Source organism: Pseudomonas sp. S2_F07 (genome assembly GCF_054668325.1).
Genome location: NZ_CP162758.1, coordinates 213,423 through 227,293, shown reverse-complemented (window position 1 = coordinate 227,293; position 13,871 = coordinate 213,423). Strand labels below are relative to the sequence as shown.

The window sequence follows — 13,871 nt, the reverse complement described above, 5'->3', positions numbered from 1 at the left end:
CCCACTGCAACAGCCACCGCAACCAGGACTCTACCGTCCGCAAACCCCATCGCGGATTTGTTCGCGATGAGGTCTGCAACCGCATAGCAACGTGCGGCCAGTAGCAAAAGCATCATGTCATCAGGATAAAGTCCGTCTGATCGATACCTGCACTGTTAACACCGACAAGGCGAATAGTGTCCACTCCGATCCCGATCACCGTGTCCGCCCCGTCAGCGGCAATGCTCACGTTGGCAGCGAACGTCTCGCTGCTGATCCCCAGCCCTGCGATATTGAGCAAGTCCTGCCCTGCGGCCGGATCAATATCGAAGTCCTGGATCGAGTCGTTGCCGAAGCCTGCCGCAGCAAACATGAAGGTATCGTTGCCGAAGCCGCCATTGAGCGTGTCGTTGCCCAGCCCGCCGAAAAACAGATCGTCACCCGCACCGCCGACCAGAATGTCGTTGGCCTGGCCGCCCAGCATCGTATGACTTGCCGCCGCTGCATCGTAGGCCAGCTCACTGCCGCTGCCCTCGGTGTTCGCCTGCAAACCCGCGGCCGCGTATTGGCCATTCAGCGCGACCTGCGCCACATGCGCACCGTCGCTCACGCTCAGCATGCCGCCGGTGCCCGTGTCATTCGCTGCATAGGTGATCTGCGTATTGGCGCCGAAAGCAACATCGCCGAAGTCCAGCTTGTCACCTGCGGCAAAACCGCTGACGCTGCCACTGAACGCCGTCGACTCATCGAGCTTGAGCGTGCCTGCCGCGCCGCTGTCGAACGTCACATGCTGATCGGAGGCTGCACCGAACTCCAGGATCGCCGAACCGCTGATAGTCGCGCTTCCCGCGCCACTGGCGTCGCCGTGGACCGTGATGTTGCCATCGTTCGCCCACAGGCTGCCGCTGTTGATGACCGCACTTTCAATCACCAGTCCGCCGCTGCCGCTGGCTTGCAGCACACCCGTGTTGGTGACGGCGCTGCTGCCGGTATCGATCACCAGTGCATTCATACCGCTGGCAAGGATCAGGCCCGAGTTGACCAGCATCATCTGCCCCGCTCCCAACTGGCCGGCACCCGAGAGGGTGTTGTCGGCATTGGTGAGCACCGTGTCCGCGCTGCCACCAAAGATCACGTTCTGCGCGCTGTCGGACAGAACCACTTGCCCACCACCGCTCAACGTCGCGCCACGGAACAGAATCTCAAGGCTGGTCGCGCTGCCGGTGGAGCCGAGCTCGATGGTGCCGCTGTTATGGATGCTGCCACCGAACGGCATGATCGCGCCGTCGGCAATGGTGAGGGTACCGGCGTTGTTGGTGATCGGGTCCACATCGAACTGGAAGTTCGCTTCGCTCAAGTTCGCTGCATCGACACCTTTCAGGGTGATCGTCTGGCCGGAGCTTATGCTGACCAGTGCATTGCCATTGGCGTCGTTAGTGATGCTCAAGTCAGCAAGACCGGTGACACCCGTGAAGCCGATCATGTCGATCTTGTCTGCCATGGCATCGAAACTGTAGATCTGATTGTTGCCGATCGGCTGGGCGAAGACGAAGGTGTCGGCACCGGACGAACCGGTCAGGTTGTCGTCAGCGGACAAGGCGAAGATCGGCGTGTCGGGGACAAAGGCCTCGACGTTATTGAATACATAGGAACTGCCCACACTGCCGTCGGCGTTAGTCCAGTTCATGTTGATGTGGAGTACCGCAGCACCCGCGAAGCCTCCTGGTGTTGTCACGGTCAATGCTCCGGGATCGCTGGTCTGCACGGTCCAGGTGCCGTCGCCGTTGTTGATTCCGGCGTTTAGAGTCCAATTTGACGGAACGTCGGCAATTGTGACAACAAAGCTATCGCTCAGGCCTGCCGATGGATCAGCAATCGCAAGGTTTATTGCTTCTCCGGACACTCCCGCAGGGTAAGTCAGGTTAATGCTTGTTGCAGCACTAACGTTGCCTGCCGCGTCCATAGCCGTGACAAATAGCGTCTTGGCACCCGTAAACTTGCCAGTCAAATCAATATTGGCGAATTGACCACCGGTATTGGTCGTTCCGGTCCCAATTTCTGTGTCGCCGGCGCCAAACACGCCATTGCCATTGTCCAGGTAAACCTTAATGAATGAATTAGCTTCGGCGCTCCCTGAAAGCTTATGGTTTGTACCGGAGTTGTTGTAAGTCAGCCCAGTCGGTGACGCTGGCGGTGTTGTATCAATCGGAGTTTCAACGACGTTCTGCACGTTTACCGTAATCGTCTGCGTATCGATTCCGCCATTGCCGTCGGCCACCTGAACGTCCACGACGTAGGCGTTGTCGCCGTCAGTACCACCGACATCCTGGGCATTCTCGTAATCGGGCGCTGAGTTGAACGTCAGCACCCCGCTCGAACTGATCGAGAACTTGCTGAAGTCCGTCCCGGCCGTATTCAGGAGCGAGTAGCTCAGTGTTTGCGCCGGCAGATCAGCATCGGTCGCCGTCACTGTCGAGACCGCCGTGGTGTTCTCCGCCACATTGACCGACGCCGTCGTACCACCACCGTTGGAAGTGATCGTCGGTGAGTCGTTGCTGCCGGCGATATTCACGGTGACCGAAGTGAGGGTGCCGTCCGCACTGCTCACCGCGAAGCTGTCGGTGTAGGTGGTGCCGGCGGCGAACTCGTTGTGGGCGGAGTTGGCGACGTAGGTCCAGGCTCCGCCGGTGCCGATGGAGAACTGGCCGTAGCTGCCGGCGGTGTTGGTTTGCGCGACGAAGGTTGCGGCGCTGTCGACGTCGCTGATGGTCAGGGTGCCGGTGGTGGAAATGTCGACGGCGGCATTGGTCTCGCTGAGGTTGGCGATATCGGCGGACAGCACGGCCGCATCGTTGGTGCCGAGGATATTCACGGTGACCGAAGTGAGGGTGCCGTCCGCACTGCTCACCGCGAAGCTGTCGGTGTAGGTGGTACCGGCGGCGAACTCGTTGTGGGCGGAGTTGGCGACGTAGGTCCAGGCTCCGCCGGTGCCGATGGAGAACTGGCCGTAGCTGCCGACGGTGTTGGTTTGCGCGACGAAGGTTGCGGCGCTGTCGACGTCGCTGATGGTCAGGGTGCCGGTGGTGGAAATGTCGACGGCGGCATTGGTCTCGCTGAGGTTGGCGATGTCGGCGGACAGCACGGCCGCATCGTTGGTGCCGAGGATATTCACGGTGACCGACGTGAGGGTGCCGTCCGCACTGCTCACCGCGAAGCTGTCGGTGTAGGTGGTACCGGCGGCGAACTCGTTGTGGGCGGAGTTGGCGACGTAGGTCCAGGCTCCGCCGGTGCCGATGGAGAACTGGCCGTAGCTGCCGGCGGTGTTGGTTTGCGCGACGAAGGTTGCGGCGCTGTCGACGTCGCTGATGGTCAGGGTGCCGGTGGTGGAAATGTCGACGGCGGCATTGGTCTCGCTGAGGTTGGCGGTGTCGGCGGACAGCACGGCCGCATCATTGGTGCCGAGGATATTCACGGTGACCGAAGTGAGGGTGCCATCGGCACTGCTCACCGCGAAGCTGTCGGTGTAGGTGGTGCCGGCGGCGAACTCGTTGTGGGCGGAGTTGGCGACGTAGGTCCAGGCTCCGCCGGTGCCGATGGAGAACTGGCCGTAGCTGCCGGCGGTGTTGGACTGCGCCTGGAAGCTTTCCGGGCTGTCGATATCGCTGATGGTCAGACTGCCGCCGGTGGTCAGCGGAGCATTGGTTTCGCTCAGCGTAACGCTGGCCGAGGACAGCACGGCGGCGTCGTTGCTGCCGGTGACGGTGATAGTCACCAGTTGGGCGTCGACACCGCCGAGGCCGTCGCTGACCTGCACGCTGAACACTTCGTTGTGACTCTCGCCAGCCGCCAGCGATTGCACCGCACTGGCGACACCGTCGGTGCCGTTGGCCAGCGTGTACGTCCACTGGCCGGTAGTGTCCACGGCGATCGAGCCGTAGGTGCCTGTGGGCGAGCCATTGATGGTCCAGGTCGCCGTGGCGTCGTGATCGATGTCGGCCGAGTTGAACTGGCCATTCACGCTGAGCGCGCTGTCTTCCTGCACCGCGCCGGCATCATGGCCGGTCGCGAAGCTGAGCACGGGCGCATCATTGCTGCCGGTGATGGTAACGGTCACCAGCTGGGTGTCCACGCCGCCCAGGCCGTCGCTGACCTGCACCGTAAACACGTCCTCATGGCTTTCGCCGGCCTTCAGCGACTGCACCGCACTGGCGACACCATCGGTGCCATTGGCCAGCGTGTACGTCCACTGGCCGGTAGTGTCCACGGCGATCGAGCCGTAGGTGCCTGTGGGCGAGCCATTGATGGTCCAGGTCGCCGTGGCGTCGTGATCGATGTCGGCCGAGCTGAACTGGCCATTCACGCTGAGCGCGGTGTCCTCCTGCACCGCGCCGGCATCATGGCCGGTCGCGAAGCTGAGCACGGGCGCGTCGTTGCTGCCGGTCAGGGTGATCGTCACGTCCTTGGTCACCGTCGCCCCGAAGTCGTCGGTCAGCGTCACCGTGAACACTTCGGTCTTGGTCTGGCCCTCGGCGAGGTACTGCGCCGCGCTGTTGTCCAGCGTATAGGTCCAGCCCACGCTGCCCGCCACGTCGCCGGTGCTCTCGTCGCTGACGTTGGCCACCAGCGTACCCAGCGCACCGGCCGGCGCGCTCACGCTGGCCACATGGGCGTCATCGGCCAGGTCCACGTCGCCAAAGGCGAAGCTGCCGTTGGCCACCGTGGTGCCGTCTTCGGTCACTGCACCGCTTTCGATTTCTGCCGCCGTCACCGTTGGTGCGTCGTTGGTGCCGGTGATGGTGACGCTCACATTCTGCGTTACCGACGAACCATGACCATCGCTGATGGTGACCAGGTAAGTTTCGGTGACTGTCTGTCCCTGGGCCAGGTACTGCGCCGCCGTATTGCTCAGGTTGTACGTCCATTGCACCGAACCGTCGGCCGCGTTCGCGGCTTCGCTTACCGGCGAGAGTATGAATGTACCAAGCTGAGTGGCATTGCCCCCCGCCGGCGCGAACGTCGCCGTGTGCGTGTCGCTCAGGTCGATGTCATTGAAGGTTATCGTGCCGCTGGCCGCCAGCGAGTCGGTTGCGCTCGCAGTGGTGTCGGCGTCTTCGGTCACCATGCCGGCCTGCGCGCCGAGACCGATCGTCACACCATCATTCTCGCCCGAAAACTGCACTGTCGCGGTGGCCCAGCTGAGCGTTCCGTTGCCCAGACGCATCGCATAGGTAAAGCTGTCCGTCAGGATCTCGCCAGTAGCAAGCGCCTGGAGTTGTGCCTTGAAAGCAGTGGTGAAAGTAGCGGCGTCGTAGCCGACCTTGCCATCCGGGGTGATCCAGATCCTTGCACCATTCAAGCTGGTGTCAGTACTCGTCGCCTCAGCCCTCGCCGTATCCTGGGTCAGCAGGTCGGCCGGAGCATAAACCTTGGTGGCAGTAGAAAGACTGTCCGCGTTGTCGAGTGACCAGAGTGTCTTCGCGTTGCCACCGAGGTCATTGGACATGACGTCCCAATACATGACCCCCAGCAGATTTTCAGTGGTGTTAAGGACGTCATCCTTCGCCTGCGGCGTGCTGGAGAACGAGGTAACGGTTCCGCCGCTGGTAGTTGTAGTGCTAGCCATGTTTTTCTCCCTAGAATGTCACCCTGAGAAAAAAACCGCTGTGGGCCGCTAACAGCCACAAGCCGATTCTTCCTCAACCCACGAACACTTCACTCCACCGGTACCAGCCGGCTGGCCAGCAGCTTCACACCCAGCCCCGCCCTACCATCCTGTTGCTCAACGCGCACGATTTGTCCTTGCGCCTTGAATTTCATCGGGCCGCCGGGAGTGTCGAGTTCGATCTCGAAGTCAATCAAGTTGCCCACCTGCTGCTCGCTATCGGTTTCGAAATACAATCCGGAGGCGCTGATGTCACGGGTGACACCGTTGCCCCCGCCGATCAGTTGCAGCGACAGGGTGACTTGTTCACGGGGCTCAATTCGGTGTGCGTCTTTCATGGCTGCAGTCTAAAAACGACCACTGTGTTTTACATGAGTGCTCTATCCCTTTTTTCTGGGAGTCAATCACCCGGAAAAACAGTGTTTTACGGGACAAATGTCATGGGAGGGGGTGCCTGAAGCGCTATGGAAAAAGCCAGGATCTGCAACGATTGCTATCATGATCAGCTAACACAACCCGCCTAAAGAGGCAGCGAGCCGCATGCCAATTCAAGTCCTGTTAGTCGCTCTACCGCTCGTGGCCTGGGGCCTTGAGCGTCTGGTGGAAAGCGCTCAACCGAAGTTGGCGCTGGCGGGTTCGACGGCGTCAGTGGCGCAATACCTGCTTTCGCTGCACCTGTACACACCAGATGTGGTGGTATTGGACCTGGACAGCGAGGACTGCATCGAGTCGCTGGCCGAACTGCACAGCCGGACCAAAGCCAGGATTCTGGTAGTGACAGGGTCGAGCGACGAGGCACTGCATGACCGTGCGGTGCTGGCGGGCGCACGTGGGGTGGTGGATAAGCGGGAGTCGGCATCCGCCTCAATTTTGCTCAAAGCCATAGAAAAAGTGCATGAAGGCGAACTCTGGATTGACCGCAATGCGACCAGCCGTATCTTCCTTGAACTGGCGCGCAAGAAAGCCGATCGCGATATAGATCCGGAGCAACACAAAATCGCCAGGCTGACACGCCGCGAGCAGCAAACCATTGCATCGCTGGCCAGCGATCCCTCAGCCCCTGGCAAGTTGGTGGCCGAGAAACTGCACATCAGCGAGCACACGCTGCGCAACCATTTGACATCGATCTACAGCAAGCTGGGCCTGACTAACCGCGTAGATCTGTACGCCTACGCACACAAGCATGGGCTTTCCACAGGCGATTGAGGACTCTTGACTGAATGCCTCTTAACCGCGCAGTAATGCGGGCTTTGCGCCGTTGGTATCTGTAGATCGTGGGATTGAAAAGCGAACCACACGTTCCAGTCGACCTGCTCCGACAGCTGTGAAAGCCAAAGCGCTGATAACGCCGGGGAGCAGCACAACGCTTCTGCGGCCCGGGTGAAATCCCGGTACTTGGCGGCAGCAACAAATGACCGCATGGCCTTGAACGATGGCATTTTCATGAGTGCCTGATCAGGCTGGGGAATTCTTGCCATAACAAAAAGTACCTGTTTTCTCAGAAAAAAAGTCGATTCTGCCCATGCTCCTGCGGCGCCTACACTCCACTCCACGAAGCCCTCGCAGCGCCGGTCAAAAGGAAACGAAATGCAGTATCGAACAGGAATGGAAGCTTTCATGCACGGCGTTCGAACGCTCATTCCATTGACTCCCGGAGTGATTCCATTCGGGCTGGTTACCGGAGTGATGGCCATCGAAATGGGAATGTCGCCTGGCATGACGATGGGCATGACGCTGCTGTTTTACTCTGGATCCGCACAGATGGTTGCACTCCAGCTGCTACATAACGGTGTCTTGCCGGTGGCGATTGTGGTTACAGCCTTGATCATCAACTTGCGCTTTATCATGTACAGCGCTTCGTTGGCACCTCGCCTGCATCACCTGCCCCGTCGCTGGACATGGCCAATGTCCTACCTGCTTTCCGATCAGTCTTTCGCGCTCTACAGTCTAAGGTTTTCCTCGGGAGAACCAGATCGATTCGGACATTACTTTTATGCCGGTACTGCTGTGGCCATGTGGCTAACCTGGCAGCTCTCGGTATTGGCCGGGGTCTTTCTGGGCGCAAGTATCCCCGAGTCGTGGTCACTGAGCTTTGCCATTCCCTTGTCTTTTCTGGCGCTTCTCGTTCCCAATCTGCGTAGTGCGGCGAGCCTGGGGGCCGCAGCGGTCGGCGGGTTGATCGCTGTGTTGGCAGTCAATATGCCCTACAACCTTGGATTGGTAATGGCTTCGATAGGTGGAGTCTTTACAGGGTTATTGATCGAGAACATTCGTAGAAGCCCGTTGAACACTATGAGCTCTGACGGCGTCGAGAAGGAGACACGATGAGTGACCTGGCTTTGTGGGGGATGTTTCTGGCAGTAGGCGTGGGAACCTTTGTGATGCGCCTTTCGTTTGTCGAGCTCTATGGTCGATGGCGAATTCCCGACCTGCTGAGTCGAGCCCTGCTCTACGTACCGGCAAGTGTGCTGGCGGCGTTGGTACTCCCCGCCGTGGTGTATCCCAACGGGCACAGTGAATTCGTGCTCGGCAACCCGCAAATCCCCGCCGCCATTGTTGCTGCCTGGGTCGCGTGGAAGACTCGAAATACTGTCCTGACACTGGCGGCAGGCATGGCGGCGCTTTGGGCTTTCAAGTTGATCGGATCATGAAGCGCTGACCCGCCACTCCATATAACCCTCAAAGTAACCTTTAAATGGCAGAATCTCCTTACTTGATCGTTTCGGAGACCAGCATGCTTCGCGCATTTGAACAAAGACTCGACCCCTTCCCGCCCGACGAGATACCACCGCCACCCGAAGGCCTGACTCGGTTCCTTTGGGCGTGCACACGGGGCGCCCGCGGCTATATTCTTGCGTTTGCGCTGCTCAGTGCCGGCGTGTCGATCTACGAAGCCTGGCTGTTTTCCTTCCTCGGCCAGGTCGTGGACCTGCTCTCGACCTGGCAGGCCGGTGGTGATGCGGCTGCGCAGGAGAGTCGCGTGTTGTGGGGCATGGGCATCGTAATGCTTGCCAGCATCGGGCTGGTGGCTCTGCGAACCATGGTTCAGCACCAGATATTGGCGATCAATCTGCCGTTGCGACTGCGTTGGGACTTCCACCGCCTGATGCTCCGGCAAAGCCTTTCGTTCTTTTCCGATGAGTTCTCCGGACGGGTCACCACCAAGGTGATGCAGACTGCACTGGCCGTGCGCGACGTGCTGTTCACCCTTATCGAGATCGCACCCGGAATCGGGGTGTACTTCATCGCGATCATCGCACTGGCCGGCGGCTTCGCACTGAAACTGATGCTGCCCTTCGTTGCCTGGATCGTGTTGTTCGGGCTGGCCATGCTCTACTTCGTCCCCCGCTTGGGGAAAGTCGGACAGGAACAAGCCCATGCGCGGTCGTCGATGACCGGACGTATCTCAGACGCCTACACCAACATCACGACAGTGAAACTGTTCTCCCACTCCAATCGTGAAGCGCACTTCGCGCGCGCGGCCATGGAGGATTTCAAGCAGACCGGCTTCCGCCAGATGCGCCTGGTCAGCCAATTCGAGATCGTCAACCAAGCGTTGGTGGTGGCTTTGATCATGGCAGCAGGCGGTTATGCGCTTTGGCTGTGGCACCTGGGCGAAGTCGGCACAGGTGCCGTGGCGGCGATTACCGCCATGGCGTTGCGTATCAACGGCATGTCGCACTGGATCATGTGGCAGATGGCCTCGCTGTTCGAAGGCATCGGCACCGTACAGGATGGCATGGCAACCCTTACCCGCGGCCCAAAGGTGCAGGATGCGCCAGGCGCGGGAGTCCTGGTGACCTCCGGCGGAGCGGTAACCTTCGACAACGTGAGCTTCAACTACAATGGCGAACGCCAAGTGCTCGATGGCCTGAGCCTGAGCATTCGTCCTGGCGAAAAAATCGGCCTGGTGGGCCGCTCCGGCGCGGGCAAATCCACACTCATCAACTTGCTGCTGCGCTTCTATGACGTCGACAGCGGGCAGATTCGCATTGACGGGCAAGACATTGCGCACGTGACGCAAGACAGCCTGCGCAGCGCCATCGGCATGGTCACCCAGGATACTTCCCTGCTGCACCGTTCCATTGGCGACAACATCGCCTACGGTCGACCCGATGCAAGCGACGCACAAATCCGCAGTGCCGCGGCCAATGCCCAGGCCGATGAGTTCATCAGCCAACTGAGCGACCGGCAAGGGCACACCGGCTACGACACCTTGGTGGGCGAGCGCGGCATCAAGCTTTCGGGCGGCCAGCGCCAGCGCGTCGCCATAGCCCGAGTGATGCTCAAGAACGCCCCTATCCTGCTACTTGACGAAGCGACCAGCGCGCTGGATTCGGAAGTCGAAGTGGCCATTCAGGAAAGCCTCGATGAAATGATGGAGGGAAAAACCGTAATCGCCATCGCCCATCGGTTGTCCACGATTGCGGCAATGGATCGACTTGTTGTCATGGACGATGGACGCATCATCGAACAGGGCACCCACACCGAGTTGCTCGCCAGGAACGGCATCTATGCGCGGCTGTGGCACCATCAGAGTGGCGGGTTCCTGGGTGAAGATCGGGGGATGACCGAGGCTATGGATCAGGTATGAGCGTGAACGGCCGGGGATGATCTCCAAGCGGCAGCTTTGTGTTGTGGATTCAACCGGTCGATGCAAAACAACTAAATTCCGTGCAAGCAGAAGGAGTGTTGCAGATCATTGAGCAGCTGCGACAGACTCACACGACATCACAATGCTTTCACCGCCAAGCCCGAGAGAGCCGCCGCATAACTTCGGAGTTATGCGACATGACTCCTTAATGCTTATTGTATGGTTGATTGCCCTATAAGTACTTTTCCGGTACTCAACTCGTAATGGCTGGCAGAGCGGTTAAGTACTATGCCGCGTATCAGTGCGACGAATATGCCGAGCACACCGCCCCCGAATATCCCGAGAATCAGAATCAGCAACTTATTGGGCTTGATCGGTTGGTTTGGCTTGATAGCCTGCTGATCAACCTTTACCAAAACCAGTTCACTCAGGTCGCGATTGATATGTTCCAGCCGTGTTTTTTCTGCCCTCATATCAACCAGCGTGTTGAGGAATAGATCGTCGTTTTTACGCGATTTAAGTCGTTCAATCTGCCGATTTTGATCCAGAAGCTGAAGCTCTTTTTTGATCTCGGAGATCCGAGGGCTGGCATGGTCATCAGACTTTCGTGCCAACAGGGCATTTCGCTCGGCACCAAGAGCTTCAGTACCCATGAAGTGCAGCGGGAACTGCTCGTTGAAAACTTCCGCACGAAAAACATTGCCCTGACTTACGCCGTTACCTTGCCCCATCGCCGTAGGGGTAGTCGGCTTCACGATCCCCAACTCACGAGCTATGTGAATGGACTCGTTCAGCTGGGTGATACGACTTTCCCGACGGTCGCGCAGCTCTGTACGAACTGCACGCAACTCATCCTGCAGCTGCGCGCGCTTGAGAACGTCACTTTCACTGATTTTAGCAATCGTTGAGTCCTTATCGGCCTCATAACTAGCGCGGGCAATGCCCATCTTGCGTTCCAGGGTGTTGAGACTGTTGTCAATCACACTGTTCAAGTCGTCCTGAATCTGCTTGCGCTCGCTTTTTATGGCTTCTTGCACGATCCCATTAAGAATGAGATGACCTTCGACGGTTTCCGGATAAGTGATTTCCAGTCCGACGAATGTTGTAAGGTTGTCGCCGATCTTAGTACTTGGCTGAATAACCCTGAACGCTTCGCTGTTGAAGCGTTCGAAGGCCTGTTTCAAGTCGCCTGAGTCAATACCGGAGAATTGTTCTTGGTGCTTATCGAAGTAGGATTTATGCACTTCATAGGAGTTAAGTGCAGCACCTACGCGCCTGAGTGATTCCTCGGGATTGAGGGTGTAAACCCCAGTCTGATTGAGTGCGTCAAGGTCTTTAATAGACGGAGGACGAAGAAATGTCTTCGTCCGGTATTGAGGTGTCGCTGTAAAAGCGTAGACCGCTGCCATCGCTGTGACTGCCAAGGCTATGCCTGCGATTAGATACTTTTGACGCCACAGGGTGGTGAATAACTCACCCAAATCAATTGCTTGGGTATTGTACGAAACCGGGATGGGGCGGGATGACGGTAGCGACTCTGCGTGACTCATACAAGCTCCATTGCACAATTTACTCCATTAAAACGGAACTATTCTACACGCCCGATGTCGCGTCCGAGCGTTTATTTGCGCTCAATAACTTTCGAGGATTAATGCCTGGATCCCGCCCCCTTATGCCGTTGGCTATTTAAACAGCGGCCCCCTAGAACTTTTTCCTGTTTATCGGTCTATGTGGATAGGCACATCCACTCGCCAGGCGAGAACCCGCAGGATTCCCGCAGCCGGATGGCCACACGCCCAGAAATCAATCAGAGGTTGTCTTCGCTCATGAAATTCCATGACCCACGGATGGTGCTCTTCGGCCTGTTCGCGTTCGCGGCAGTGGGCTCGGCATCAGCCACACAGATGAAGACCTCAACCCCTGTTTTGGCACCTGAAGTCGCGGCAGTTCAGGTTCCCGTCCAGGCTGCTGGCAACCCTTGGCCGACCTTGGCCAGCATGTCCGACAAGCAGACAGGGCCGTTGCTTGCCCATGACGACCGATACTGGCATGACGGCCGTTGGCACTCTCGTAGAGACGATTGGCGCCGGGACGACTGGCATCGAGAAAACTGGCGTAGAGAACAAGCTCGCCGGGAAGCCGAACGCCGCCGTGATTGGGAGCGCCACCAGGACCGGGCCATGCGGTACCGTTACGAGGACGATCGCCGCTACTATCGTCGCTAATGCGACGCCCCGCAGGCTAAAAACGTCGATGAGGTACGAGCGATGCGCTTTCGCCCTCCTCGACGTGACGATGACACCGATTTAGCCACCCCATGCGAATGTCCACGAAGCAGGCAAACATGTTATGTTATAACCAATATAAACATGAGCTGCCCGTTGTCACTGGCAGAGCCATCCACTCCCTGCTTGCGATATTCGATGACAACTTCTACCCATGTCCCGCCCATCACAGGCTTGAGCCAACGCCTGCTGTCCATTGATGCCCTGAGGGGATTGGTAATCCTCCTGATGCTGTTGGATCACGTGCGCGAAACGTTCTTTTTGCACCGTCAGGTAACAGACCCGATGGACATCGAATCCACTGAGCCGGCGCTATTTTTCAGCCGCACACTTGCCCATTTGTGTGCGCCGGTTTTCATACTGCTCACCGGGCTTTCCGCTTACCTGTATGGCCAAAAACACCAGGGCAAGGGCGATGTGTCAGCCTTTTTATTCAAGCGCGGTCTGTTCCTTGTGCTGCTTGAGTTCACCCTGGTGAATTTCGCCTGGACTTTTCAGTTCCCGCCTACGGCAATCTACATGCAAGTGATCTGGGCCATTGGCATCTGCATGATTGCCCTGGCCGGACTGGTTTGGTTACCCAGGCCCATGCTGTGCTGCCTGGGCCTGGTGATCGTGGCCGGGCACAACCTGCTGGATAATGTTCACTTCGCGGCAGGCTCGCCCATGCATATACCTTGGGCGATTCTGCATGATCGCGGCTGGATCGATTTCTCCGACAGCTTGCGTCTGCGCACCTCTTATCCGGTGCTTCCCTGGATCGGTGTGATTGCCCTTGGATACAGTATCGGCCCCTGGTTTGCCGGCCAGGTCTTGGCCGCGCAGCGTCAACGTAATCTGCTGCTTGCCGGGGCCGGGACATTGATCGGATTTGTCGCGCTGCGAGCCATCAATGGTTATGGCGAGGCGCATTGGGTCGCCCATGAAGGCATCACGCAAACCCTCATGAGCTTCTTCAACATTACAAAATACCCACCTTCCCTGCTGTTTCTTTCACTGACGCTGGGAGTGGGGCTGTTACTGCTACGTGCCCTGGAACGGGCCCGACAACGCAAGTGGGTCAATGCATTGGCCGTCTTTGGTGCGGCGCCGATGTTCTTCTACTTGCTTCACCTTTACGCACTCAAGGCGCTGTATCTGGTCGGCGTGGCGCTGTTCGGATTGAACCAGGGAGTTTTTTTCGGTTTCGACAGCATTTGGGCTGTGTGGCTGACGGCGGTGTTCTTGGCTCTATCCCTGTATTTACCCGTGCGCTGGTTCGCGGCATTGAAGGCACGCCGTCGCGATATCGGATGGCTCAAATACTTCTGAACAGGATATTTGCTCAATGAAGGGGTCCCTGGAGAGCCCC

9 protein-coding genes are annotated in these 13,871 nt (G+C 58.4%); 6 read left to right on the top strand and 3 right to left on the bottom strand.

The window, feature by feature from the left end:
- Positions 1 to 112: 112 nt before the first annotated feature.
- Entirely contained in the window at positions 113 to 5,602 is a 5,490-nt protein-coding gene (locus AB4O40_RS01040; protein ID WP_460056605.1) for a beta strand repeat-containing protein, read from the bottom strand.
- 89 nt (positions 5,603 to 5,691) lie between these two features.
- Positions 5,692 to 5,979, bottom strand: coding sequence for a PilZ domain-containing protein (locus tag AB4O40_RS01035; RefSeq protein WP_223541634.1), 288 nt, complete (start codon positions 5,977 to 5,979; stop codon positions 5,692 to 5,694).
- Between the two features lie 202 nt (positions 5,980 to 6,181).
- Here AB4O40_RS01035 and AB4O40_RS01030 point away from each other — a divergent pair, with 202 nt between their 5' ends.
- From AB4O40_RS01030 to AB4O40_RS01015, 4 genes are all read left to right on the top strand, one after another.
- Complete coding sequence (locus tag AB4O40_RS01030; RefSeq protein ID WP_056722842.1) at positions 6,182 to 6,847, top strand: LuxR C-terminal-related transcriptional regulator; 666 nt, start codon at positions 6,182 to 6,184, stop codon at positions 6,845 to 6,847.
- Positions 6,848 to 7,228: 381 nt separating this feature from the next.
- Positions 7,229 to 7,969: an AzlC family ABC transporter permease gene (locus AB4O40_RS01025; RefSeq protein ID WP_056722844.1), complete on the top strand. Its 741-nt coding sequence runs from the start codon at positions 7,229 to 7,231 to the stop codon at positions 7,967 to 7,969.
- Entirely contained in the window at positions 7,966 to 8,292 is a 327-nt protein-coding gene (locus tag AB4O40_RS01020; RefSeq protein WP_056722846.1) for an AzlD domain-containing protein, read from the top strand. Before AB4O40_RS01025 ends, AB4O40_RS01020 begins: the two co-directional genes overlap by 4 nt.
- 83 nt (positions 8,293 to 8,375) lie before the next feature.
- Positions 8,376 to 10,235 carry an ABC transporter ATP-binding protein gene (locus AB4O40_RS01015; protein WP_056722851.1) on the top strand — a complete coding sequence of 620 codons (1,860 nt, stop codon included), beginning with the start codon at positions 8,376 to 8,378 and terminating at the stop codon, positions 10,233 to 10,235.
- Between the two features lie 212 nt (positions 10,236 to 10,447).
- On the opposite strand, the gene AB4O40_RS01010 is transcribed toward AB4O40_RS01015, so the two are convergent.
- The gene (locus AB4O40_RS01010) at positions 10,448 to 11,785 is read right to left on the bottom strand and encodes a Wzz/FepE/Etk N-terminal domain-containing protein (RefSeq protein WP_460056612.1); all 1,338 of its coding nucleotides are present in this window, start codon (positions 11,783 to 11,785) and stop codon (positions 10,448 to 10,450) included.
- Between the two features lie 276 nt (positions 11,786 to 12,061).
- Between AB4O40_RS01010 and AB4O40_RS01005 the strand changes: the two genes are divergently transcribed.
- On the top strand, positions 12,062 to 12,460 hold the full coding sequence (locus AB4O40_RS01005) for a hypothetical protein (protein ID WP_460056615.1): 399 nt from the start codon (positions 12,062 to 12,064) through the stop codon (positions 12,458 to 12,460).
- A gap of 198 nt (positions 12,461 to 12,658) precedes the next feature.
- A complete protein-coding gene (locus AB4O40_RS01000; RefSeq protein ID WP_460056618.1) occupies positions 12,659 to 13,831 on the top strand; it encodes a DUF1624 domain-containing protein in 1,173 nt (390 codons plus the stop codon).
- Positions 13,832 to 13,871: the final 40 nt, after the last annotated feature.

Coding starts and splice junctions, on each gene's coding strand:
- AB4O40_RS01040 (WP_460056605.1), bottom strand. CDS start 5,602: ATGGCTAGCACTACAACTACCAGCGGCGGAACCGTTACCTCGTTCTCC.
- AB4O40_RS01035 (WP_223541634.1), bottom strand. CDS start 5,979: ATGAAAGACGCACACCGAATTGAGCCCCGTGAACAAGTCACCCTGTCG.
- AB4O40_RS01030 (WP_056722842.1), top strand. CDS start 6,182: ATGCCAATTCAAGTCCTGTTAGTCGCTCTACCGCTCGTGGCCTGGGGC.
- AB4O40_RS01025 (WP_056722844.1), top strand. CDS start 7,229: ATGCAGTATCGAACAGGAATGGAAGCTTTCATGCACGGCGTTCGAACG.
- AB4O40_RS01020 (WP_056722846.1), top strand. CDS start 7,966: ATGAGTGACCTGGCTTTGTGGGGGATGTTTCTGGCAGTAGGCGTGGGA.
- AB4O40_RS01015 (WP_056722851.1), top strand. CDS start 8,376: ATGCTTCGCGCATTTGAACAAAGACTCGACCCCTTCCCGCCCGACGAG.
- AB4O40_RS01010 (WP_460056612.1), bottom strand. CDS start 11,785: ATGAGTCACGCAGAGTCGCTACCGTCATCCCGCCCCATCCCGGTTTCG.
- AB4O40_RS01005 (WP_460056615.1), top strand. CDS start 12,062: ATGAAATTCCATGACCCACGGATGGTGCTCTTCGGCCTGTTCGCGTTC.
- AB4O40_RS01000 (WP_460056618.1), top strand. CDS start 12,659: ATGACAACTTCTACCCATGTCCCGCCCATCACAGGCTTGAGCCAACGC.